The organism is Sorangium sp. So ce295, assembly GCF_051527405.1.
Classification (GTDB): Bacteria; Myxococcota_A; Polyangia; order Polyangiales; family Polyangiaceae; genus Sorangium; species Sorangium cellulosum_B.
On record NZ_CP150324.1, the window covers coordinates 2,577,081 to 2,599,696 of the forward strand.

Consider the following 22,616-nt stretch of genomic DNA (forward strand, 5'->3'; position numbering starts at 1 on the left):
CCTGTGATACTCGTCGAATTGCCGTGAGCGCATCGACCGATCCGACCCATCTTTCAGCGACCGCGCTCGCCACGCTCCTTTCGGCGCGCGAGATCAGCTCCGAGGAGCTCACGCGGGCGCACCTGGCGCGCATCGACGCGCTCGAGCCGCGGCTCCGCGCCTTCACCCAGGTGCTCCGCGACGAGGCGCTCGCGGCCGCCCGCGGCCTCGACGAGGAGCGCCGTCGCGGGGACGTCCGCGGCCCGCTCCACGGGCTCCCGATCACCGTGAAGGAGTCGCTCGACATGGCCGGCATGGCCTCCACGCTCGGCGTCGCGTCCCGCAGGGGGCATCGGGCGACCAGCGACGCGACGGTGACCGCGCTGCTCCGACGCGCGGGGGCCGTGATCCTCGGGCGCACGAACGTCTCGCAGCTGCTCCTGTACAACGAGGCGCGCAACCCGCTCTTCGGGCAGACGGCGAACCCGTGGAGCCTCGATCACAGCCCGGGCGGCTCGTCCGGCGGCGAGGCGGCCGCCATCGCGGCGGGGATGTCGCCGCTCGGCGTCGGCACGGACATCGGCGGCAGCATCCGCGTCCCCGCGCACTGCTGCGGCATCGCCGGCCTCAAGCCGACGCTCGATCGCTGGACCAACAAGGGGAGCAACACGGCGCTCCTCGGACAGGAGGCGATCCGCGCGCAGATCGGACCGATGGCCAGGAGCGCCCGCGACCTCGCGCTCGTCATGTCCGAGCTCGATCCCGCGTCGATGGCGGAGCTCGACGTGCGCGTGCCGCCGCTCCCGATCATCGAGCCGGCGAGCGTCGAGGTGGCGCGCCTGCGCGTCGGGTTCTACTGCGACGACGGGCTGGTGCCTCCGTCGACCGCCGTCGCCCGCGCCGTCGCGAAGGCGGCGTCGGCCCTGCGCGCGCGGGGCGCGACGGTCGTGCCGTTCACGCCGCCCGGTATCCCCGACGCGGTCTACGCGTATTTCGCGGCGCTCTCGGCGGACGGCGGCGCGACGGCGCTGTCGCTCCTCGACGCCGGCGAGGACGGCAGCGAGGGGACGGACATCGACGTCTCGCTCCGCTCGCTCCGCACGATGGCCTCGCTCCCGCCGTTCGCGCGCCGCGCCGCCGCGCGCGTCGCTGGTCTCGCGGGCGAGCGGCGGCTCCAGCGTCTCCTCGAGGTCACAGGGCCGAAGTCGGTCTCGGAGTTCTGGCGCACCACGCACGCCCTGCGCGAGGCGCGCGCCGCGATCGCGGCGGCGATGCGCGCCGAAGCGCTCGACCTGCTGCTCTGCCCGCCGTACGCCACGCCGGCCCTGCCGCACGCCGCGTCGCGCGACTTCGTCCTCGCGGGCAGCGCCGCGATGCTGTGGAACCTCACGCAGTTCCCGGCCGGCGTCGTCCCCGTGACCCGCGTGCGGCCCGAGGAGGCGCGCCGCGAGCGGCCGCGCGACCGGCTGGAGAAGCGGGCCGCCGAGGTCGATGCGAAGAGCGTGGGCCTGCCCGTCGGGGTGCAGGTGGTCGGCTTCACCTTCACCGAACACGTGGTGATGGCCGCCATGATCGCCATCGAGGACGAGCTCGCCGGCGAGGCCGATCGGCCCGTCACGCCTGTCTCACCGCCCTCGCTTGCCGGATGACGCGGCGAGCGCCGGGAGCCGGCTGACCAGGACGACACCGGAGCTCGATGATGCCGCCGCGCGGTCGCTGGTCGCTGTCCGGCGGGTCCACAGTCGACAGAAGCTGAAGCCCTACAAAGCCGAAAGGTCCGCCGGAGAATCTCTCCGCCGGACCAGTCGGGGCGAGTGGATTCGAACCACCGACCCCTTGACCCCCAGTCAAGTGCGCTAACCAGGCTGCGCTACGCCCCGAGCCACTCCGCCGCCACGTTTCGGTGCGGAGCGAGGGCGCACCGTAGTCGAAGCCTTGGGAATTGCAAGGGCATCGCATCGAGGATCGCAGACTCGCTCCGGACGGGGCGTTTGGCGCTGGATGCAGCCGGGCGCCGGGCGCGGATCCTCCGACGAAAACGCCGGGGCGCTCGGCGCGACGTCGCGGGCGCGCGATCCGAGCGGCGCGGTCAGATGCCGCGGAGCGCGGCAGCGAGGCCCTGCGCCGTGCTGTCCGCGACGAGGATCCCGTCGTCGCTCCTGGCCCATGCGACCACGTCGCCCGCGTCGCAGGCGATGACCGGCACGCCGAGCGCGCGCGCCTCGCGGATCACCGTGGGGGCGGCCTCGTGCGACGAAGGGTGCAGCAGCACGTCTGCTGCGCCGATCCATGCGAGCGCTTCGCTCCGCGGGAGCGTGCCCGTGAAGCGCACCGCCGCGCTGCCCTCGCTCGTCGCCGTGATGCCCGCGCCGCGCGAGCCCCTTGCATCGAGGTCGCCGCGGCTCGCGAGGCGCTCGAGCGCGCCGCGCTCTGGACCGTCTCCGATGACGACGAGGCGCAACCCAGGTCCCGCGGCGCGCACCGCCTCGATCGCGAGCTCGACCCGCTTCGTCGGGATCAGCCGGCACGCGACGACGGCGAGGCGCTCGCCGGGGCCCTTCACGATCTCGCGACGGAGCGCGGCTGCGCGCCCGGCCACCGGCGGCAGATCGAACACGGGGGGCTCGACGCGCGAGGCGAAATCCAGCGCCCGAGCCTGCTCCGGAGCGAGCGAGCCTGCGAGCGCGTCGCGCAGCGCGCGCGCCGCGAAGACGAAGCGCGCGTCGCGCCGGAGGAGCGCGCTCACCACCGCGGCGCGAGCCGCGCGCGGCGCGCGGAGCAGGAGCCGGACGTCGGCGCCGTGCGCGTGCACCTCGAGCGGCGTGCGCGGAAGCGCGAGCAGGAGCGGCCACGCGCACGGGATGATCCAGTGCGCCACCGCGCGATCGACCGGCCCGATCTCACGGAGCCGCTCGAGCACGCCGGCCGCGAACGGCGCCACGGAGAGCAGCCGGAGCGGCGACTCGCGCGCGCGCGCCACGGCGCCGGGCCACGCGAACAGCGCGCCTCCGCCTGCCCGATAGACGACGAGCCGGCCGTCCCGCGAAGGTGGATCGAGGAGCGAGCCCCCGGCGGCGATCACGTGGACCTCGGCGCCGCTGCGCGCGAGCGCCTCCGCCGACGACCGCACGAAATGGCCGGAGGGATCCTCGTCGCTGACCGGATAGGACGTCGTGACCACCACGGCGCGCATCGGGACCTCCCCAAGCTGGACGCGGCGCGGGCACCGCCTCCGCGTCGCTCAGGCGCGCAGCCGCGGTTGCATCACGCTACCGGGGTAACTGCTGGACGAACAAAATGACAAGACGCAGAGCACGCCGCGGACGCTCGAATCAAGCGTCCGTGTGCGTCTTCTGCGTCTTGGCCGGCTGCTCTTGCGTGAGGGGTGGTCGCTCTATGCGACCATGTCCATCTTCGACCGCTTCCGGCGACGACGAGCGGCCTCCGAGGCCTTCTTCCGTCGCTTCACGGACGGCTTCATGTAGTGCCGACGGCGCTTCAGCTCGCGGAGGATCCCCTCGGCGGCCATCTTCCTCTTGAGATGTTTGATGGCGCGCTCGATACCCTTGTCGCCCACGGCGACCTCGAGCGGTTTGCACTGAATGGCGTCTGTCGGCATGTCTCGAAGCGTCCTCTGCTGGGAAAAAACTGGCCCACTCGGCGGGCGAAATGCAAGCCGGCGGGGGCCGGCAGCGCGGGGCGCGCACTATGGCAGAGGCCTTCTAGCCTCGCAAGACCTCCCGGTCGTCGCGCAGCACGACGTCACAGCGCGCCGTCCGGGCTGTTTCGCTTGTTCCGAAAGGCCCGCCTGACTCGTCTTGCTCTTCAGGTTTCGCCGGAATCCGCAATTTGCCCCGGATTTCTCTGGCTGTCCGTCGGTAATTATTGGGACTTGCACCTGAGAAACTTTCTAAGTACACATCTCGCTGTGGCCACCTCGCGGACAGGTGCTGCAAAGGGGGTCGCGTCCCGCGATGTCCGCGGGCGCGCGGTCGGCTTCGAGCGCAGCGTGGTCGAGGAGGATACCCGGATCGCCTCCATGCTGGCGTGCGTGCGAGCGTCGGGGCTCAAGCTGACGCCGCAGCGCCTAGCGATCGTGCGCGAGCTCGCGGCGGATCCGACACATCCGACGGCGCAGGAGCTGTTCGAGCGGCTCCGGCCGGCGCTGCCGACCATGAGCTTCGCCACGGTCTACAACACGCTCGACGCCCTGGCGTCCGCGGGGCTGTGCGCCGCGCTGTCGCTGTCGCCGGGCGCATCGCGCTTCGACCCGAACATGGCGGCGCATCATCACGCGGTCTGCGATCGCTGCGGGCTCGTCCGCGATGTGCCGTGCGAGCCGCCCGATCCATCCGCCGAGCGCTCGGACGAGATCGCCCCCGCGCCTCTCGCTGCCGCGCCCGGCTTCGAGGTCCGTGCCGTCGAGCGGATCTACCGCGGGCTCTGCGCTGCCTGCGCGAAGGGCACCCGGGGTGGCGAAGGCGCGCGGGGCAAGGCGCAAGACGCCCGGCGCAGCGCGGCGAACAGTCGACTCCGCCCTGCAGGGGCTCGAGGCGCGCGGCGCCCTGGACGTGTCTAGCGGATCCACCGCGCCGCCGAGCCGACCCGCGCGGGCACCAGGGACTCATCACCCCAGCCGTTCAACCGAAGGAAGGAGAGCGAACCCATGACAACCAAGCAGCTTACGGGCACGAAGACGCACCAGAACCTGAAGGACGCGTTCGCCGGGGAGTCGCAGGCCAACCGTCGCTACCTGTACTTCGCAAAGGTCGCCGACGTCGAAGGTCGCCCCGATGTCGCCGGTCTCTTCAAGGACACGGCGGACGGCGAGACCGGCCACGCGCACGGCCACCTCGATTACCTCAAGCAGGCGGGCGACCCGGCGACCGGCTTGCCGATCGGCAGCACGGAGAAGAACCTGAAGGCCGCCGTCGCCGGCGAGACCCACGAGTACGAGACGATGTACCCGGGCTTCGCGAAGGAGGCCCGCGACGAGGGCTTCGAGGACATCGCGGAGTGGTTCGAGACGCTCGCGAAGGCCGAGAAGTCTCACGCCGGGCGCTTCACGAAGGCGCTGCAGTCGCTCGACTTCTGAGATCGGCCGACGCGAGAGCGCGAGCGCTCCGGGGCGCGCCGGACCGACGGCGACTCGACCCGGGGCGCGCGCGCCATCGCGGCCCCGACTGCCGTCCGGCGCTGGACCGCGCGGCGAGCCGTCCCTTCGCGCCGTACCCCACGTTGACGATGTTGAGAGGAGCCGACCAGTGAGCGTCATCCGGCGTGCACCAGACCGTCCACCGGCGACATCGCCGAACGACGAGCGATATCTCGAGCCCCGCGATCTCGAGGCAGAGCTGCGGCGGACGTTCCAGATCTGTCACGAGTGCCGCATGTGCGTCGGGTACTGCGGCTCGTTCCCCGAGCTCTTCGCGCGCGTCGACAGGGACATCGAGGCCGGCGTCGCCGAAGGCGCCGAGGCCCTCACCTACGATGACTTCAAGGCCGTCGGCGACGAGTGCTGGCAATGCAAGCTCTGCTACATCAAGTGCCCGTACACGGCCGACGAGCACGCGTACGAGCTCCTGGATTTCCCGCGCGTGCTCGCGCGAGAGCGCGCGGTGCGCGCCCAGCGGGAGGGCATCCCGCTGGTGGACAGGATCCTCGGCGAGCCGCAGCTGATCGGCGAGCTGGGCTCCGGCGCCGTCGCGCCGCTCGCCAACCTCGTGCAGGCGAGCCGCCTGCTCCGCAAGGTGCAGGAGAAGGTGACCGGGATCTCGTCGGAGTTCCCGCTCCCGGAGATGGCGCGCAGGCCGTTCTCGTCCTGGTTCGCGGAGCACGGCGCTGCGGCCGGCGCCGGCAAGCAAGGCGACGTGGTGCTCTTCGCGACCTGCTACGGCGAGTACAACACGCCCGCGGTCCCCGAGGCCGCGGTTCGCGTCCTCGAGCACAACGGCTACGCGGTGCACGTCCCGGGCTGCTCCTCGGCGGCAGATCTGCGAGACACCCCGGGGGGAGCGCTGACGTGCTGCGGGATGCCGAACCTCGACGGCGGCGATCTCGCGGCCTTCACCGCGAAGGTGAAGCACAACGTCGCGCTCCTGCTGCCGCACGTGCGCCGTGGGAGGAAGATCGTCGTGATCGGCCCGACGTGCGGCTACACGATGAAGAAGGAGTGGCCGGAGTACCTGAAGACGGCAGAGGCGCGCGAGGTCGCGGCCGCGACGGTCGACATGATGGAGTTCCTCGTCCAGCTCGGCCGCGAGAAGACGCTCAACCGCGAGTTCAAGAAGGGGCTCGGCACGATCGCGTATCACGCCGCGTGCCACCTGCGCGCGCAGAAGATCGGCTTCCCGGGCGCCAGGGTGCTCGGCGTCGTCCCCGACACCGACGTGCGCGTCATCGAGCAGTGCTCGGCGGTCGACGGCACGTGGGGGATGAAGGCGGCCCACTACGAGACCGGGCGCAAGTACGCGTCGAAGCTCGTTCGCGGCGTCGCCGGCGCGGACGTCATCGTCAGCGACTGCACCCTCGCGGGTCTCAGGATGATCAAGGAGAACGGCGCGAAGGTGCTGCACCCGGTCGAGGCGCTCGCCCACGCGTACGGGCTCGGCCCGATGCCGTGAGTCTCGGTCCGACGTCGTCAAGGAGAGGAACGTCATGCGTCCCATCGATCGCAACGAGGTGCTCGGGATCGGCGAATACGAGGCGATCCGCGAGCGATTCCGCGGCCGCATCATCGAGGAGAAGCGGCCCCGCCGCGTGCGGATCGGAGACCACCTGACCGCGGTGTTCGAGAACCGCGACTCGGTGCTCTTCCAGATCCAGGAGATGCTCCGCACCGAGCGCATCACGAGCGAGAGCGGCATCCTCCACGAGATCGAGACGTACAACGATCTCATCCCGGGCGCGGGGCAGCTCAGCTTGACGCTCTTCGTCGAGATCCCCGATCGAGCGCTGCGCGACCGGATGCTCATCGATCTGGTGGGCCTCGAGGACACCGTGTCGATCGAGGTCGACGGCGTCGCCGCGCGGGCGCTCGGCAAGCGCGAAGGATCGATGGAAGACCGCACGACGGCCGTGCATTACCTCAAGGCGGATCTCCCGGCCGAGGCGCAGGCGGCGATCAAGGCGAGGAAGGCGACGGTATCGCTCGTCGTCGGGCACCCGCGCTACGCGGTGAGGGCGGCGCTCGGGAGAGCGACCCTGGAGAAGCTCGCCGAGGACCTGTCCTAGCCGCGATGGTCTCCCTCGATCGCCCGATCAAGTTCGAAGACGTCGACGCCGCGAACATCGTCTTCTTCGCGCGGTTCCTCAGCTACGCGCACGAGGCGATGGAGCGTTTTTTCGCGCCGCTCGACGGAGGTTACGCCGGGCTCATCCTCGAGCGGCGGATCGGGCTGCCGGCGGTGCGGGTCGAGGCCGACTACGCGGCGCCGGTGCGTTACGGCCAGGCGCTCCGGATCGAGACGTCGGTCGCCCGTATCGGCCGGCGGAGCGCCACGCTCCGGTACCGCATGCACCGCGCGCACGACGGCGTGCTGTCGGCGGAGCTGCGGCACACGGTGGTGACCACCGACCTCGTGCAGCTGGTGTCGGTCCCGATGCCGGAGGACGTCCGGGCCCTGCTCAGCGCTCACCTCGATCTCGATCACGCGCCCTCCAGCGCCGGTCAACGGGCGTGAGCGCTCGGCCGGCGCGCCCGCGGGCACGCACGAGGACCGAACCCGAGGCGAAGGCGCGATCGCTGCTGAAGCGGCGCGTCGAGCTGACGCTCCTCCGCGACAGGGCGCACTACGACACGCTCGTGATGGGCGCCGTGGCGAACGCGCGCGTCTCCGTGTGGATGGCGACGGCGAACGTGAAGGAGCTCCGCGTGGAGGCGCCCATCGGATCGAGGGCGCGGGCGCGCGGCCGGTACATGTCATTCCTCGACCTGCTCGACGCGCTCGCCGCCCGGGGGGTCGAGCTGCGCCTGCTGCACGCCGGCGTCCCGTCGCGCGCCTTCCGCGCCGAGCTCCGCCGGCGGCCCCGGCCGCCGATCGAGATGCGGCGCTGCCCGCGGGTCCACCTGAAGATGATCGCCGTCGACGGCGCGCTCCTCTACCTCGGCTCCGCGAACCTCACCGGCGCCGGGCTCGGGGCGAAGGGCGAGGGGCGGCGGAACTTCGAGGCGGGCGTGCTCACCGACGACGACCTCCTGCTCGACGAGATGCAGGCGACGTTCGAGGCGATCTGGACCGGCGCCGAGTGCAAGGGCTGCAGGCTCCGGCCGCTCTGCCCGGGGCCGCTCGACCAGCTCGACAAAATCCCGTTGCGCTGACGGTCCCGATGGCCGATGAGCAGCGCATGAGCACCGCGGGACCGGACCCCTCCGACCTCGATCGAATCGCCAACGCCGCGCTCGCGCGCGTGGACAGCGGGATGCTGCTCGGGCTCGGCACCGGGCGGGCGTCCGAGGCCTTCATCCGCCGCCTCGGGGAGCGCGTCCGCCGAGGGCTCCAGATCAAGGGCGTCGCCACGTCGGAGCGCTCGGAGGCGCTTTGCCGCCGCGAGAACATCCCGATGGTGTCGCTCGAGGAGGTCGAGCGCCTCGACGTCGCCGTCGACGGCGCGGACGAGGTGGCGCCCGACCTTGGCCTCATCAAGGGCCTCGGCGGCGCGCTCCTCCGCGAGCGCGTGGTCGCCTACGAGGCCGCGCAGTTCATCATCCTCGTCACCCCCGAGAAGCTCGTCGAGAAGCTCGGCTCGCGCGTGCCCATCCCCGTCGAGGTGGTGCCCTTCGCGAGCACGACGGCCGCGCGGCACCTGATCGCGCTCGGAGGCAAGCCGGCGATCCGCAAGAACGCGGACGGGTATCCCTTCCAGACCGACAACCACAACTGGATCCTCGACACCGCGTTCGGCCCGATGGACGCGCCCGCAGCGGTCGACGCGCGCATCCGCAGCATCCCGGGCGTCGTCGACACGGGGCTGTTCCTCGACATGGCGACCCTCGTGCTGGTGGCGGACCCGGGCTCCGTCCGCGAGCTGACGCGGCAGCGCTAGCTCCGCACGTGACGAATCCCGTCAGGGATCGCTGACACGCGGGGCCAGGGAGCACGGCCTTCGGGCGGGCGGCGCCTGCGTGGCGCGCGCCCGCCCATGGCAGGACCTCTGACAGGCGGAGCTAGCGCGCGTGGCGATCGAGCCTGCGGGCCAGGTCGTCCAGCGCGAGGTTGCCCGGAGCCCCGAGCGACACGCGCGCGCGGAGGCTCGCCGCGGCGTCGCCGGCCGGAAGCGCCGCGATCTCGGCCGCGACCTTGCGGTAAGCCTCGCGGAAGGGGACGCCCTCCACGGCGAGCTCGACGGCGCGATCCGTGGCGAAGCACTCCGGCGTGATCGCGCGGGCCATGCGCTCCCGGTCGAACGCGAGCCCCTCGACGAGCCGCGGCAAGAGGCGCGACGTCGCGAGCGCCTCGTCGAGCCCGCGCATCGTGGGGCCCTTCGTGAGCTGGAGATCGCGGTGGTAGCCCGACGGGAGCGCGACGATGGACTGCACCTCGGCGAGCGCGCCCTGGACGACGGAGCACGCCGCGCGCATGAGCTCGACGACGTCGGGGTTGCGCTTCTGGGGCATGATCGACGAGCCGGTCGTGAACGCCTCCGGGAGGCGGATGAACGCGAGCTCGCTCATCGCGAACAGGCTGAGATCCCACGCGAGCCGGCGGCTCACGGCCATCACCTGCCACGCGGCGGCGAGGATCTGCGCCTCGATGATGCCGCGCGACGTCTGGGACGCGAGCGGGTTCAGCGCCACGCCGGCGAACCCGAGCTCGCGCGCGACGCCGACGCGGTCGAGCGGGAGGTTCACGCCGAAGCCCGCGGCGCCCCCGAGCGGGCAGCGATCGACGAGCGCCCGCGTCGCGCGCACCACGTCGATCGCATCGGTGAGCCCCTCGACGAACGAGGCGGCCCAGTAGCCGACGGACGACGGCACCGCCCGCTGCAGGTGCGTGTAGCCGGGCATCGGCGTCTCCGCCTCGCGCCTGGCGAGATCGAGCAGCGCGCGGGCGCCGGCCGTCGCGTTCTCGGCGAGCTCGTCCAGCGCGTCGCGCTCGTACAGGCGCGTGGCGACGAGCACCTGATCGTTGCGGCTCCGGCCGGTGTGCACCTTCTTGCCCGCGTCGCCGATGCGGGCGACCAGCGCGGCCTCGATCGCGCTGTGGCCGTCCTCGTCGTCCTCGGTGAGCCGCAGCTCGCCGGCCTCGTTCTGCGCCGAGAGCACCTCGAGCTCGCGGACGAGCGCGTCCCGCTCCGCCTCGCTGAGCACGCCGATCCGCGCGAGCCCGCGGACGTGCGCGATCGTGGCCCGCAGGTCGTACGCGAGCAGGCGCTGATCGAGCTGCCAGTCGTCGCGCGAGGTGTAACGCAGCATCTGGGCGTCGGTCGCGCCCCCTTTGTCCCACAGTCGTACGCTCATTCAGCTCCCCAGGCTCTCGTCCACGAGAGCACGGATCTCGGCAAGCTTCTTGGCCTTGCCCTCGTCCAGCGGTCGCGGCTTCGCCGCGCCGGCCGCGGGCGCGAGCTCTCGCTCGAGCTCGCGCAGTTCGTCGTCCGCCGTCCGCGCCGGCCGGCGCTTGCCGAGGCCGAGCGCGCGGGCCAGCCAGCTCCTCGACTCGCCGATCGCATAGTCGTCCGCGGCGATCCGGTCCGGCGCGGCGCGCAGCATGCGGACGAGCGCGGCGTTGGAGCTGGCCCAGACGGCGGACTCGTCGAAGTGGGCGCGCGGCGTCACGTCGAGGTGCCGCGCGGCGGTCCGATCGGGCACGTCGTGCAGCCGGCAGTAGACGGCGAGCGCGAGAGCGAGCTCGTCGACCGGCATCTTGGTCGCCGAGTGCACCTGCACGCCGCCGCAGCCCTTCGCGTACAGGTAGGAGCCGTTCGTCGCGAGGACACCGAAGCCGAGCAGCACGGCGGCGAGATCCACAGCGGGCTCGCGGTCCGACGGCGCGAGCGCGTCGAAGGCGCCGGCCTCGCTCAGGAACATGTACGCCACGGCGCGCACGAACGCCGTCGTGAGCACCGTGGGGTTGCGGAGCTCGCCCGCGGAGAGCGCGACCCGGTACCCGCCGTCGCCGCGCGGGGCGACGCGCTCCAGCTTCGACTCCAGCGCCATCCCGCCGCATGCGCCGCTCGAGCAGTTCACCGTGCTGGCCTGCCCCTCGGGGGTGACCACCGCGAGCTCCACCGGGACATCCTGGAGCCCGGCGTGCTCCTGGACCCGCAGCATCAGGGCGGCCACCGTCTTCGGCGAGCCGTCGAACGGGTCCGGGAAGAACTCGGCCGTCGGCTGCACCAGCCCGCGCACCGGCTCCGCGCCGTGCTGGAGGAGCGTCGCGGTCGTACGAAGGATCCAGCGGATCTGCGGTTCGTCCGGGAGGTCCATACAGCTACTGTATGCCACCGCTGCGCGGCGGTCGCGCGGTAGTTCCCAGGTAGCGGCAGCGGAAGGCGGGCCGGGCGGCAGCGCCTGGCTCGGGGACGCGAATTTTGGCGTTTTTTTGTCCATGCCACTTCCCTTTCGACGGCGGTCGGCGACCGCGTAAAGTTGTGCCCCCATGACGGAAGAGGCGAAGGGCATCTCCGAGAGGAAAGCGGATCACATCGAGCTCTGCGCGACCGGCGATGTCGGGTTCCGCGCCAAGACCACGCTGCTGGAGCAGGTCGACCTGATCCACGACGCGTTGCCGGAGCTCTCCCTCGACGCGATCGACACCTCGGTGCTGCTGCTCGGGAAGCGGCTCCGCGTCCCGCTCCTGATCGCGGCCATGACCGGCGGGACGGAGCGCGCGCGTGCGATCAACCGGGAGCTCTCGCAGATCGCCGAGGAGCGCGGGTACGGCTTCGGGCTCGGGAGCCAGCGGGCGATGCTGAACGGCGACGCCTCCGCCTCCTACGAGGTCCGCGCGCACGCTCCGACCACCCTCCTCCTCGGGAACATCGGCGCCGTGCAGGCGCGATCGCTGTCGACGGAGGCGGTCGCCGAGCTCGTGGCCCAGGTCGGCGCCGACGCGCTCTGCGTCCACATGAACCCCGCGATGGAGCTGGTCCAGCCGGGCGGCGACCGGGACTTCGCCGGCGCGCTGGATGCGATGGGCCGGCTCGCGAGCGGACTCAGCGTGCCGGTCGTCGCGAAGGAGACCGGCTGCGGGATCGGCCCGGGGACGGCATACCGCCTGGTCCGGGCGGGCGTCCGCGACCTGGACGTCTCCGGCGCTGGAGGTACCTCCTGGGTTGCCGTCGAGGCGGCCCGCGCCGCGGGTGCGGCCCGCTCCCTCGGTGAGGCGCTGCGCGAGTGGGGGGTACCGACGGCCGCCTCGGTGCTCATCGCCCGCGCTATCCGTCCTCGCTTCAAGACGATCATCGCGACCGGAGGCATCACGAGCGGCCTTGACGTCGCTCGAGCGCTCGCGCTCGGCGCGCATGCGGCCGGGATCGCGCGTCCGGTCCTCCAGGCGTTCGTCGCGGGGGGACGGGACGCAGCGGTGCGGTACCTCGAGAGCGTCGAGGCCGAGCTCCGGGCGGTCATGCTGCTCGTCGGGGCGCGCGACATCGCGTCACTCCAGAAGGCACCCGTGCTGCTCGGACGGGAGCTGCGCAGGTGGACCCGGTTGCTGAAGCAGATGAAGCAGATGAAGCAGATGAAGCAGATGGAGAGGGCGTAGTTGTGGCGGTGGCGGTAACGGGGGTAGGGGGGCCGAGACGGCGGGGTCCGGTCCCCAGGGTAGGGCCGGCGGGGCCGAACCGACGTTGTCGGCGGGGACGGCAAGGCGCCCAGCGGTCGCTGTCCTTGGCGGGGGCGCCGGGCACGCCTCCGGCCCGCGCTCGACGCTTCCGTCCGGTCAGCCCCGCATGATACGGTCCGAAGCTCTGGAGAACCCCGGGATAAAATGACGGAGAAAAAAGGGCGTCCGAGCGATCGTCCCCCCGAGGACCTGAAGAAGGAGCGCGATGCCTTCATTCAGCAGTTCTTCCGCAAGGGGGCGCAGCTGACCGAGGAGCTCCTCCGCGAGAACGAGCGCCTTCGTGACAAGATCTCCGAGCTCGAGTCGGAGAACGGCAAGCTCCGCGCGCACCTCGCGAGCGACTCGGCCATCCGCGATCTGCTCCGCAAGATCGAGGAGCTCGAGCAGGAGAAACGCGACCTGGTGACGCAGTCGGTGCGGATGGTGGCGGCCTCGGACCGCTTCAACAGCCGCTACTCGGAGGCGGAGGGAGAGCTGGCGAACCTCGCGAACCTGTACGTCGCGCTGTCGCAGCTGCACGCGGCGCGCAACGTGCGCCATGTCCTCCGCAACCTCAAGGAGCTCCTGGCGCAGTTCCTCGGGGCGGGCGCCTTCTCCGTGTACCTGGCGTCTCCCGATGGTAAAGAGCTCGTCTCGATCGCGAGCGAAGGCGTCGCGGTCGAGGAGATCGCGCGCATGCCGGTGACCGAAGGCATCGTCGGCCAGGCATTCTCGAAGGGGGAAATCTTCTTCGACGAGACCAAGGACGTCTCCAAGGGGAGCATCGAGGATCCCGCTGCAGTGATCCCGCTCGATTTCAACGGGCGCACCGTGGGTGTCATCGCGATCTTCAGCACGCTCCCGCAGAAGACGGAGTTCGTGAACGTGGACACCGAGCTCTTCAAGCTCCTCGGGGCCCAGGCCGCCCCCGCCCTCATCAACGCGCGGCTCTTCACCGACGCCGGCCGGAAGGTGCCTGGCGTCCAGGCATTCCTGGACCTGGAGGACTGATCATGGCCGAGTACTCGTGTCTGATCGTTGAAGACTCGCCCATGATGCGGCAGCTCTTGGTCTTCGCGCTGGCGCGCGTGAAGAACCTCCGCGTCACCGAGGCAGACGATGGCGTCGACGGTCTCCGCAAGCTCGCCTCGACCAAGTACGACGTAATCATCACCGACATCAACATGCCGATCATGGACGGGCTCAAGCTCGTCAAGCGCGTGCGCACGGATCCGGTCCACAAGGACACCCCGATCATCATCATCACCACCGAGGGGTCTCAGGAGGATCGTCAGCGCGCGTTGCAGCTCGGCGCGAACGCGTACATCACGAAGCCGATCCAGGCCCCGCAGGTCATCGCCAAGGTCAAGGAGCTCCTCAAGATCGACTGAGGCACCGCGCCCGGCCAGCGGGCGCGCCCCACCGCCCGCGTTCTGCGGGCGCACGGTTCCATGCGCCGGAAGCTCGGGCGGCGCGGCGCCCTACCGCGGCCGCGGTAGGGCGGGTCGGCGCTGCGATGAACCCGCGCCCCGCTCTACGGCTTCAGGCCGAACTTCAGGAGCACGCGGTTGCGGCCGGTGCGCTTCGCCTCGTAGAGCGCCTCATCGGCCGCCGCGATGAGCTCCATGCCGGTCTGCACCGCGAGCTCGGGGTGCGCCGCGACGCCGACGCTGATCGTCGTCGGCATGCGAACGCCCTCGTGCTCGAAGACCGACCCCTCGATGAGGAGGCGCAGCCGCTCGCCGAGGATGCCCGCGTTCTCGAGCCCCACGCCGCGGCACAGGATGCCGAACTCTTCTCCACCGTAGCGCGCGAACACGTCCTCGGTCCGCACCGTGTGGCTCGCGATCTTGGCGATCCTCGCAAGCACGTAGTCGCCGGCGAGATGCCCGAAGGTGTCGTTGATCCTCTTGAAATGATCGACGTCGAACATGAGCAGCGACAGGTGCGCGCCGTGCCGCCGCGCATAGGAGACCTCGGTCTCGAGCCGATCCAGGAAGTACTTCTTGTTGAAGGCCTTGGTGAGGGCGTCGCGCAGCGCGGCGTCGTACATCTGCTGCTGAAACGACTCATCCAAATGGTCGTGGTAGGTGAACTTGAGGATGGTCGTCGAGCCCAGGCGGATCTTGTCGCCGTCGTGCAGGGCGACGCGCGTGATGTGCTCGCCGTTCACCATCGTCCCGTTCGAGCTGTTGAGATCCTCGATCAGCACCTGGCTGTCCATCTGGAGGAGGCGCGCGTGGCGCCGCGAGATGCCGTCGTCGTTCAGCCGGATGGTCGCCCCGGATGCTCGGCCGATCACGATCTCGGCGCCCTCGACCCGGTACATCTCGCCGACGTTCGAGCCAGCGAGCACGATGAGGTAGGCGCGGTCCTTCGGCGAGCGCGCCGGGAGCTCCTTGTGGAGTTCCCCAACGTTGGCCACCCGCGTGGCCTCGAAGTCATCGTCGGGGAGGTAGCTGCCCATGCTCCCTGAGGATGATCCTAAATCCTTGAAATAGGTTCAAGCGCGAGGGCAGGGCACAGGCGATGTTCCCTGTCGGGTAGGGTGCGTGACGGAGCGTCGCGCGTTTCGCGCGGCTCGAGCGTCTCCCACCCCTTGCGCCCGCTCCCGACGGAGCGCTCCCGCGCACCTGCGCGCTCACGCAGCCCTGCCGAGCGGCACCACGAGCTGCTCGACCCAGAGCTCGCCCGCTCGGAGCTCGACGAACGTCGCGTCGGCGTGCCCCGCGCCATACCCTGAGACGGCGCCGCTCCGTACAAGCTCGCCAGGCGCGCGCGCACCGACGCGCACGTGATCGACGGTGCTCCGCACGTCGCCCCGCAGCGAGCACGGCGCTTCGCCCACCGAGCCGACGTTGATGATGCGCACGCCGCCCACCATCCGATCGAACGGGACGTGGGAGCCACCACAGATCACGACATCCGCCGGATCGTCGCCGAGCAGGGAGAGCACCTCCTCATCGGTCATGTCGTGAGAGATCGGCTCGAGCGGATCCGCCGGGGAGCCGTGGACCAGGACGAGCTCGCCGCCGTCCTCGAGCGGCAGGCGGTACGTCGGGGCGAGCCGCGCCAGCCGCGCAAGGATCAGCTCGCCGAGCTCGGTGCGCGTCTGGGACAGGCGATCGAGCCGCGCTCGCTCGTGCTCGCTCCGCGCCCTGACCTTGTCGAGGTCCAGCGTCGCCAGGGCGCGATCCGATACGCCCTGTACGCAAACCGCCTTGGCCTGGGTGAGCCGGCGCCACGTCTCGAGCGGCTTCGGGCCGGGAAAGCAGAGATCTCCGGCGACCAAGAGCTGGGTATACCCTCGGCGCTCGGCCGTGGCCAGGACCGCCGCGAGCGCGTCGGCGTGGCCGTGAATATCCGAGACGCAGAGCAATCGCACCCGGCGAGCATAGGATCTGAGAGCGACGCCGCCAAGGCGCGAGGTGGGGCCAGGTCGCGATAAACCGGCGGTCGGGCCCTGCGGAACCGCCGTTCACGCCCCCACGGTCTTGCTAGCCTCCCGCCATGCAACAGGTCTCGAGGCTCCTGGAGATCGCGAGCGCGATCGATGAGCAACGCGTGAAGGACCGCGCGGAGCGGCTGTCGACTCGGCTTCGTCCCGGGACGATGGCCTTCGCCATCGCGGCGCTCCTGACGGCCGCCTACCCCGCGATCGGCGCGATCATCGAGGCGAATCCGGACATCGTGGAGCGGCTCGCGGCGGAAGGCCACCAGACGGCGCGCGATCGCGCCACGTACCTGGCGCGGATCCGGAGCCGCGTCGGCGACGTCTCGGACACGGACCGCGTCCGGCGGGAGCTCCGGCGCGTGGCGCGCGAGGAGCGGATCCGCGTCGCGCTGCGCGAGCTGCTCCCGCCGTCGGCGGGCGGCGCGGACATCGACGTCACCGCGCGCGAGCTCACCGCGCTCGCCGAGGCCACGATCGAGGTCGCGCTCGCCGAGGCCGTCTCCGCCGTGACCGCGCGGTTCGGACAGCCGCGCACCGCGACGGGCGCGCGCTCGAAGTTCGTCGTGCTCGGGATGGGGAAGCTCGGCGGCGACGAGCTCAACGCGGGCTCCGACGTGGATCTGATCTACCTCTACGACACGGACGACGGGCACGTGGGCTTGCCCGGCGATCGCGCCGTCTCGGTCACCCTGCACGACTTCTGGGCCCGCGTCGCGCGCCGCCTCACGTCGACGCTCGAGGAGGTCACGGAAGACGGCTTCGTCTGGCGCGTGGATCTCCGGCTCCGCCCGGAGGGCCGGAGCGGTCCGCTCGTCAACTCCCTGGCCGCGGCCGAGCGCTACTACGAGTCGTTCGGCCGCCTCTGGGAGCGCGCCGCGCTGCTCCGCGCCCGCGAGATCGCCGGTGATCTCGACTTTGGCGCCGAGGCGCTCGGGGTGCTCGGCCCGTTCGTGTGGCGGCGCCAGGTCGATCCGCAGCTCGCCGTCGACATGATCGAGCTCGTCGATCGCGCTCGCGCGGAGCTCCCGCACGACGCGTCGCGCGACCTGAAGCTCGGCCCGGGCGGGATCCGCGAGGCGGAGTTCTTCGTGCAAGCCCTGCAGCTCATCTGGGGCGGGCGCGAGCCCCGCGCGCGCGCGCAGGGCATGCTCGACGGCCTGCGGCGCCTGCGCACCCTGGGGTACGTGACCGACCGGGAGGGGCGGGAGCTCGTGGAGGGCTACCTCGCGCTCCGGCGCGCGGAGCACGCGGTGCAGTCCGCGACCGGCGTGCAGACGCACCTCCTCCCCGACAGCGAGGCGGAGATCGCGCGCCTCGCGCGGGCGCTGCGCTTCGAGGACGCCGCGGCGTTCCTGGCCGACACCGCGCAGCGCCGGGGGCGCATCAAGGCCCGGCTCCTGTCGCTCCTGCCGAAGGGGAGCGCCCGGCCGTCGCGGTGGATCGACGCGATGGCCGCGCTCGACCACGGCGATCGCGACGCGTTCGCCGAGGCGCTGGCGAAGCACGCCGTGCTCGTCCTCGGCGGCGAGCCGGCGGCCGCCGCCGACGGCGCCGCGCCCGAGCTCGCCGCGCCGCCGGAGCCGCACGCCTCGCTGACGGCGCGCTTCCGCGATGTCGCCGACGATCTCTTCGAGCTGTCCCGCCACCCGGACGGCCTGCTCGGGGCGCGCAGCCGCGAGGCGTCCTCGTCCCTCGCGGAGACGCTGCTCGCCGCGGTGGTCGACGCCGCCGATCCGGAGCAGGCCGCGCGCTTCCTCCGGCTGTGCTTCTCCCGCATCAGGCACTCCTCCGTCTACGCGCGCATGCTCGGCGACGAGCCGCGCGCGCTCCGCAGGCTCGTCGAGGCGCTCGGGTCGAGCGCGTTCATCGGCGACGCCATGGTGAGGTACCCCGAGCTCGTCGACGCCGTCCTGTTCGCGCGCGGCGCGCCGAGCGCCGAGCTGATCCGACACACGATCGAGGCCAGCCTCAGCGAGGCGTCGCCGGACGAGGATCCGGAGGAGGCGCTCATCGGGGCGCTCCGGCGCGCCAAGGCGCGCGTCACCATCGAGGTCGGCCTCGCCGACCTGAGCGGCGAGGTCGGCACGCGCGAGGCGACCCTCGCGCTCTCGGATCTGGCCGACGCGTCGCTCGAGGCCGCGACGCGCTTCGCGCTGGGGACGCCCCCGGGCGAGCCCGTGCGAGGGCTCGCCGTGATCGCGATGGGCAAGCTCGGCGGCCGCGAGATCGGCTACGGCTCGGATCTGGACGTCTTCTTCCTGTTCGACCCGGCGTGCGCGCCGCCCGGCGAGCAGGGGGCCGCGTCCGACCCCGGCACGTACTACGCGCGGCGCGCGCGGCAGATCATCCGGCTCATCTCCATGTCGCACGCGGCGGGCCCAGGCTACGAGCTCGACACGCGCCTGCGCCCGTCGGGCAGCCAGGGGCTGCTCGTCACGTCCATCGACTCGTTCGCTCGCTACCACGGCATCCGCCGCGCCGACGCGGCCTCCCCGGCGCCCGCGGAGCCGGAGTCGTCGCCCGGCGCGCGGCACATGCGCGCGGCGATCTGGGAGCGGCTCGCGCTCATCCGGGCGCGCGCCTCGGCCGGCGATCCCGAGCTCGGGGCGGAGGCGATCGCCATCGTGCACGAGGCCGCGTACCTCCAGGCGGACGACTTCGATCGGATCGCCGAGGAGATCCACCGGCTCCGGCTGCGCATGGAGAGCGAGCTCTCGCACGAGCGCCGCGGCCGCCGCGACTTCAAGCTCGGGCGGGGCGGACTCGCGGACATCGAGTTCGCGGTGCAGCTCCTGCAGATCCGGCACGGCGCCGATCCGCGCGTCAGGACCACCGAGACGCTCGCGGCGATCGACGCGCTCGCCGCGGCCGGACACCTCTCGGCCGAGCACGCCGAGACGTTCCGGGACGGCCACGCGTTCCTGCGCAAGCTGGAGCAGCGGATCCGCATCGTGCACGCGGACGCGTCGCAGCTCCTCGAGGAGGACGCGCCCGGGGTCCCGACCCTCGCGCGTCGGACGGGCATCCGGGGCCGCACCGCGGCCGAGGCCGCGCGCGAGCTGCTCGCGCGCTACGGCGCGATCACCGAGCGCGTGCGCCGGGCGTACGAGGCCATCGTCGCGGGCGGCGCGGCGTCTCTCGGTGAGGCGAGCGAGGCGCGAGGGGCGAACACGGCGAGCGCGGGGGAACCGGGGGAACCTGCGGAACCGGGGGAACCTGCGGAACCGGGGGAACCGTGCGAAGACGAGCGCTGACGGTTGCCGTTGACCCTAGTCGGACGCGGTGGAATGCCAGGCGTTCCGATGACCACCCAGAGCGAGCAGAGCGCACGCCCGTCCGTCGGGCACCGTCATGTCACCGGGACGACCTCCCTCGATAGCCTCGTCGGCGCGCACCCGGGTACGCTGAGGCAGTTCTACGAGGCAGGGAAGCCGGCGGATCCGGCGGAGCTCGGCGATCTGCCGCGAGGGCGCCTGCTCGCCCTGCAGCCGACGGCCGGGATCCACCTGGCGACGCGCCCGCTGATCACGGCGCTCGCGTCGCGCTGGATGCCCTGGAAAGGGAACGAGTTCGACCATGGCGGCAACTCCGGCACGAACGTGGTCTTCGGGAGCCGGATCTGTCGCTTCAAGGCGCAGCTGATCGCTTCGGAGCTCGACGGCAAGCCGACGCTCGCGCTGACGTATGGCGAGAAGGCGTTCGGCAATCCCTGGCCGGTGAGCGCGGTCAAGGACGAGCTGCGGACCGTGGAGGCCGGGCTCGCGATCGGGCCGATGCTGCTGAAGTGGCACGAGCGGTGGCACGCCGTGCTCTGGTTCGGGCTGACCCGCGTCGATCCGCAGTAATCCGCCGGACGGGCCCGAAGCGGGCTCAGGCGAGCCGGAGGCGCGAGCGGCGCTCGTCGCGGGACCTCGCTCGCGGAGCAATTGCACGGGGCGCGCGGCGCGCGGCGCGCGGTGCGAAAGAACAACGCGCTCGTCACGAATCATCGATCCGTCAATCCTTCTTGTCATTGCGTCACGCACCATGTCGGACGCACGAATATTCACTGTCCAGGCCGTCCGACCGCGCGACACGCATGTCCTTTGCGGACGCGGTAGTCAGAGGTATCAGGGCTCGCCCTAATAACCCATCGCTCCATTCCTGCTCTTTGCTGGACATACTTCCCGATTTCTACAGTCTGGCATACGATAGAGACTGGGCGGCAGCAGAGCACCTTTGCTCGCGTCGCCGGGAGGCTCGAAATGGTGACTTGGTCGGGCAAGGCGGGAGTCTTGATGGCTGCGATCGCTGTAGCACCGGGCGTCATGGCTGGCTGCTCCTGCGGAGATACCGGGGGCACGGCGCCTTTAGCATCCGGCGGCGCGGGGCCTGGCGGTGGGAGTGGAATTGGCGGTGGAATTGGCGGTGGAATTGGCGGTGGCTTCGGCGGCTTCCCGGCGATCGCCAGCGGGGGCGGCGTCGGAGGCGAAGGCGACTGCGAGGGCCTCGAATGCCAGCAGGTCGAATGCGAGAACGGGGCGAAGACCACGGTGAGCGGCACCGTGTACGACCCCTCGGGCAAACTGCCGCTCTACAACGTGATCGTCTACGTGCCCAATGCGCCGCTTGAACCCATCCCCGACGGCGCGACCTGCGATCAGTGCAGCGCGACGCTCTCCGGCTCACCGCTCGTGACGGCGCTGACCGACACGGAAGGAAAGTTCGTCCTGGAGGACGTGCCGGTCGGCGAGAACATCCCGCTCGTCGTGCAGGTGGGCAAATGGCGCCGCGAGATGACGCTCCCCGTGGTCGACCGATGCAAGGACACCGCGACGGACGCCGGGATCATCCGGTTGCCGCGCAACCAATCAGAGGGGCACATCCCGAAGATCGCGCTCACGACGGGCGGCGCCGATCCGCTCGAGTGCTTGCTGCACAAACTCGGGATTGATGAGAGCGAGTTCACGCCGGAGACCGGGACCGGGCGGATCAACCTGTTCGCCGGCCGCGGGGACGTCGATCACGAGGTGACGACGCGCTATGCGGATCGCCTGAATCAAGGCGCGGAGTTCACGCCGGCCACGAGCCTCTGGGGGACCGTCGACGCCCTGAGCCAGTACGACATGGTGATCCTCGCCTGCGAGGGCGACCCGCACGTGGAAGACAAACCCGGGCCCGCGCGCCAGGCCATGTTCGACTATACCTCGCTCGGCGGGCGCGTGTTCGCGTCCCACTGGCACAACGTCTGGCTGAAGCGGGGGCCGGCGCCGTTCCCGGACACGGCGGTCTGGGACAACGACGTCACGGACCCGGAGAGCCCTCTCACGGCGCTCGTGGACACCACGCTCCCGAAGGGGCAAGCCCTCGCGGAGTGGCTCGTCAATGTCGGCGCGTCGGACGTGCCCGGCGAGATCGTCATCAACGGCGCGCAGCATACGGTGAGCGACGTGACCGAGGACGTCTCGACCCGGTGGATCTATTACGACGAGCCCGAGCCGGCCGGGGTCCAGTACTTCACATTCAACACGCCCGTCGACGCCCCAGAAGATCAGCAGTGCGGGCGTCTCGTGTTCACGGACATCCATGTCTCTGCGGCGGACATCACGGGCCCGCCCTTCCCGGAGGGGTGCTCCGCGGAGGAGCTGAGCGCTCAGGAGAAGGCGCTGCTCTTCATGCTGTTCGACCTGTCGTCCTGCATCGTGCCCGACGACGAGCCGCCGCCGATCCCCATCCCGCAGTGACCTGCCTCCCTCGCGTCCCTGGCGTCCGCCGCGCCGCCGGCGCCCGTGCGCCGGTCTCGGAGCGCCGCCGGGGCTGAAGGACCCATGTCGGTATTCTCCTGAACTACGTCGTCTCCATCCCGAGCTGCCCCGCAAACGATCCTTGATGATGGGCGGAGAGCGTCCTCTCCGCTCGATCCGGCGAGCGCCGCGCGCCATCGGGGGTCGCCTTCGTTCCTCTCCGGGATATCCTGTTGCTATCCGCCTCGCCTGATCGCGGGAGACCACGAGCCGCGGAGCATCTGTGCTCCATTGCGCGCGGCGGCGGGACACGCTGCCGCGCTGCGCACCCATTTCGCCGCGCCGCGCTCCGCGTGCGCCTCGGAGATATCGATTGAGCAGACGGAGGCGTACGAAGACGTACGAAGACGACAATCATGACGACAGCCGAGACAAGAGGCTGTCGCGGTGGGAAGCACCACGCAGGTACGGAATGTCATCCATGCATGGTCCGGGGATCCTGCTAGGATGAATCTCGCCCGCAGTGCGGGGTTACATCCGGAGCCTGGTCGCTGGTCTTCGGCTCGGCAGAAGGGACATTCCTACGATGGTCCAGCATCGCCCTAAGCCAGCGGCTGCATACCGGGCCATCGAGCGTTGGCTTCGCGAGGGCGGTCGTGCTCCGCGGTTGCGCGGGGCGTCGCAGGAGACCGGGCG

20 protein-coding genes and 1 tRNA gene are annotated in these 22,616 nt (G+C 71.2%); 14 read left to right on the forward strand and 7 right to left on the reverse strand.

Annotated features, from left to right (window positions below; genetic code table 11):
• The first annotated feature begins 23 nt into the window (after positions 1–23).
• Complete coding sequence (locus tag WMF11_RS09825) at positions 24–1,628, forward strand: amidase (protein ID WP_437977270.1); 1,605 nt, start codon at positions 24–26, stop codon at positions 1,626–1,628.
• Between the two features lie 156 nt (positions 1,629–1,784).
• On the opposite strand, the gene WMF11_RS09830 is transcribed toward WMF11_RS09825, so the two are convergent.
• From WMF11_RS09830 to rpsU, 3 genes are all read right to left on the reverse strand, one after another.
• Positions 1,785–1,859: transfer RNA gene (locus WMF11_RS09830), tRNA-Pro, on the reverse strand.
• Between the two features lie 209 nt (positions 1,860–2,068).
• Entirely contained in the window at positions 2,069–3,172 is a 1,104-nt protein-coding gene (locus tag WMF11_RS09835; RefSeq protein ID WP_437977271.1) for a glycosyltransferase, read from the reverse strand.
• 201 nt (positions 3,173–3,373) lie between these two features.
• Complete coding sequence (rpsU, locus tag WMF11_RS09840) at positions 3,374–3,598, reverse strand: 30S ribosomal protein S21 (RefSeq protein WP_012234386.1); 225 nt, start codon at positions 3,596–3,598, stop codon at positions 3,374–3,376.
• A 309-nt stretch (positions 3,599–3,907) separates the two neighbouring features.
• On the opposite strand from rpsU, the gene WMF11_RS09845 reads away from it, so the two are divergent.
• The 7 genes from WMF11_RS09845 (at position 3,908) to rpiA (ending at position 9,024) form a co-directional block, all read left to right on the forward strand.
• Positions 3,908–4,558, forward strand: a complete 651-nt coding sequence (locus WMF11_RS09845) for a Fur family transcriptional regulator (protein WP_437977272.1) — start codon at positions 3,908–3,910, stop codon at positions 4,556–4,558.
• 87 nt (positions 4,559–4,645) lie between these two features.
• Complete coding sequence (locus WMF11_RS09850) at positions 4,646–5,074, forward strand: rubrerythrin family protein (protein WP_012234388.1); 429 nt, start codon at positions 4,646–4,648, stop codon at positions 5,072–5,074.
• Positions 5,075–5,243: 169 nt separating this feature from the next.
• Positions 5,244–6,602: a heterodisulfide reductase-related iron-sulfur binding cluster gene (locus WMF11_RS09855; RefSeq protein ID WP_437977273.1), complete on the forward strand. Its 1,359-nt coding sequence runs from the start codon at positions 5,244–5,246 to the stop codon at positions 6,600–6,602.
• A 34-nt stretch (positions 6,603–6,636) separates the two neighbouring features.
• The gene (locus tag WMF11_RS09860; protein ID WP_437908176.1) at positions 6,637–7,212 is read left to right on the forward strand and encodes a DUF3501 family protein; all 576 of its coding nucleotides are present in this window, start codon (positions 6,637–6,639) and stop codon (positions 7,210–7,212) included.
• 5 nt (positions 7,213–7,217) lie between these two features.
• On the forward strand, positions 7,218–7,661 hold the full coding sequence (locus WMF11_RS09865; RefSeq protein ID WP_437908177.1) for an acyl-CoA thioesterase: 444 nt from the start codon (positions 7,218–7,220) through the stop codon (positions 7,659–7,661).
• Positions 7,658–8,299, forward strand: a complete 642-nt coding sequence (locus WMF11_RS09870) for a phospholipase D family protein (RefSeq protein ID WP_437977274.1) — start codon at positions 7,658–7,660, stop codon at positions 8,297–8,299. The genes WMF11_RS09865 and WMF11_RS09870 overlap by 4 nt, the downstream gene beginning before the upstream one ends.
• Before the next feature lie 26 nt (positions 8,300–8,325).
• Positions 8,326–9,024, forward strand: coding sequence for a ribose-5-phosphate isomerase RpiA (gene rpiA, locus WMF11_RS09875; RefSeq protein ID WP_437551279.1), 699 nt, complete (start codon positions 8,326–8,328; stop codon positions 9,022–9,024).
• 121 nt (positions 9,025–9,145) lie between these two features.
• Here the strand turns inward: rpiA and argH are convergent, their stop codons facing one another.
• Together argH and WMF11_RS09885 are read right to left on the reverse strand one after the other, a co-directional pair.
• A complete protein-coding gene (argH, locus tag WMF11_RS09880; protein WP_437551281.1) occupies positions 9,146–10,438 on the reverse strand; it encodes an argininosuccinate lyase in 1,293 nt (430 codons plus the stop codon).
• On the reverse strand, positions 10,439–11,404 hold the full coding sequence (locus WMF11_RS09885) for a hypothetical protein (protein ID WP_437551282.1): 966 nt from the start codon (positions 11,402–11,404) through the stop codon (positions 10,439–10,441).
• A gap of 172 nt (positions 11,405–11,576) precedes the next feature.
• On the opposite strand from WMF11_RS09885, the gene fni reads away from it, so the two are divergent.
• The 3 genes from fni to WMF11_RS09900 all read left to right on the forward strand — a co-directional run bounded on the left by fni (position 11,577) and on the right by WMF11_RS09900 (position 14,134).
• Positions 11,577–12,683, forward strand: a complete 1,107-nt coding sequence (fni, locus tag WMF11_RS09890; protein ID WP_437977275.1) for a type 2 isopentenyl-diphosphate Delta-isomerase — start codon at positions 11,577–11,579, stop codon at positions 12,681–12,683.
• 225 nt (positions 12,684–12,908) lie between these two features.
• A complete protein-coding gene (locus WMF11_RS09895) occupies positions 12,909–13,754 on the forward strand; it encodes a GAF domain-containing protein (protein ID WP_437551285.1) in 846 nt (281 codons plus the stop codon).
• A gap of 2 nt (positions 13,755–13,756) precedes the next feature.
• Positions 13,757–14,134: a response regulator gene (locus WMF11_RS09900; RefSeq protein WP_012234398.1), complete on the forward strand. Its 378-nt coding sequence runs from the start codon at positions 13,757–13,759 to the stop codon at positions 14,132–14,134.
• Positions 14,135–14,277: 143 nt separating this feature from the next.
• Here the strand turns inward: WMF11_RS09900 and WMF11_RS09905 are convergent, their stop codons facing one another.
• Together WMF11_RS09905 and WMF11_RS09910 are read right to left on the reverse strand one after the other, a co-directional pair.
• Entirely contained in the window at positions 14,278–15,210 is a 933-nt protein-coding gene (locus WMF11_RS09905; RefSeq protein ID WP_437977276.1) for a diguanylate cyclase, read from the reverse strand.
• 174 nt (positions 15,211–15,384) lie between these two features.
• Positions 15,385–16,128, reverse strand: coding sequence for a metallophosphoesterase family protein (locus WMF11_RS09910; protein WP_437977277.1), 744 nt, complete (start codon positions 16,126–16,128; stop codon positions 15,385–15,387).
• A gap of 125 nt (positions 16,129–16,253) precedes the next feature.
• On the opposite strand from WMF11_RS09910, the gene glnE reads away from it, so the two are divergent.
• From glnE to WMF11_RS09925, 3 genes are all read left to right on the forward strand, one after another.
• The gene (glnE, locus tag WMF11_RS09915; protein ID WP_437977278.1) at positions 16,254–19,451 is read left to right on the forward strand and encodes a bifunctional [glutamate--ammonia ligase]-adenylyl-L-tyrosine phosphorylase/[glutamate--ammonia-ligase] adenylyltransferase; all 3,198 of its coding nucleotides are present in this window, start codon (positions 16,254–16,256) and stop codon (positions 19,449–19,451) included.
• 48 nt (positions 19,452–19,499) lie between these two features.
• Positions 19,500–20,042: a hypothetical protein gene (locus WMF11_RS09920; protein ID WP_437908183.1), complete on the forward strand. Its 543-nt coding sequence runs from the start codon at positions 19,500–19,502 to the stop codon at positions 20,040–20,042.
• 462 nt (positions 20,043–20,504) lie between these two features.
• The gene (locus WMF11_RS09925) at positions 20,505–21,920 is read left to right on the forward strand and encodes a carboxypeptidase-like regulatory domain-containing protein (RefSeq protein ID WP_437977279.1); all 1,416 of its coding nucleotides are present in this window, start codon (positions 20,505–20,507) and stop codon (positions 21,918–21,920) included.
• Positions 21,921–22,616 lie beyond the last annotated feature (696 nt).

Coding starts and splice junctions, on each gene's coding strand:
- WMF11_RS09895 (WP_437551285.1), top strand. CDS start 12,909: ATGACGGAGAAAAAAGGGCGTCCGAGCGATCGTCCCCCCGAGGACCTG.
- WMF11_RS09835 (WP_437977271.1), bottom strand. CDS start 3,172: ATGCGCGCCGTGGTGGTCACGACGTCCTATCCGGTCAGCGACGAGGAT.
- glnE (WP_437977278.1), top strand. CDS start 16,254: ATGCAACAGGTCTCGAGGCTCCTGGAGATCGCGAGCGCGATCGATGAG.
- rpiA (WP_437551279.1), top strand. CDS start 8,326: ATGAGCACCGCGGGACCGGACCCCTCCGACCTCGATCGAATCGCCAAC.
- WMF11_RS09905 (WP_437977276.1), bottom strand. CDS start 15,210: ATGGGCAGCTACCTCCCCGACGATGACTTCGAGGCCACGCGGGTGGCC.
- WMF11_RS09885 (WP_437551282.1), bottom strand. CDS start 11,404: ATGGACCTCCCGGACGAACCGCAGATCCGCTGGATCCTTCGTACGACC.
- fni (WP_437977275.1), top strand. CDS start 11,577: ATGACGGAAGAGGCGAAGGGCATCTCCGAGAGGAAAGCGGATCACATC.
- WMF11_RS09850 (WP_012234388.1), top strand. CDS start 4,646: ATGACAACCAAGCAGCTTACGGGCACGAAGACGCACCAGAACCTGAAG.
- WMF11_RS09860 (WP_437908176.1), top strand. CDS start 6,637: ATGCGTCCCATCGATCGCAACGAGGTGCTCGGGATCGGCGAATACGAG.
- WMF11_RS09900 (WP_012234398.1), top strand. CDS start 13,757: ATGGCCGAGTACTCGTGTCTGATCGTTGAAGACTCGCCCATGATGCGG.
- rpsU (WP_012234386.1), bottom strand. CDS start 3,598: ATGCCGACAGACGCCATTCAGTGCAAACCGCTCGAGGTCGCCGTGGGC.
- WMF11_RS09865 (WP_437908177.1), top strand. CDS start 7,218: ATGGTCTCCCTCGATCGCCCGATCAAGTTCGAAGACGTCGACGCCGCG.
- argH (WP_437551281.1), bottom strand. CDS start 10,438: ATGAGCGTACGACTGTGGGACAAAGGGGGCGCGACCGACGCCCAGATG.
- WMF11_RS09925 (WP_437977279.1), top strand. CDS start 20,505: ATGGCTGGCTGCTCCTGCGGAGATACCGGGGGCACGGCGCCTTTAGCA.
- WMF11_RS09920 (WP_437908183.1), top strand. CDS start 19,500: ATGACCACCCAGAGCGAGCAGAGCGCACGCCCGTCCGTCGGGCACCGT.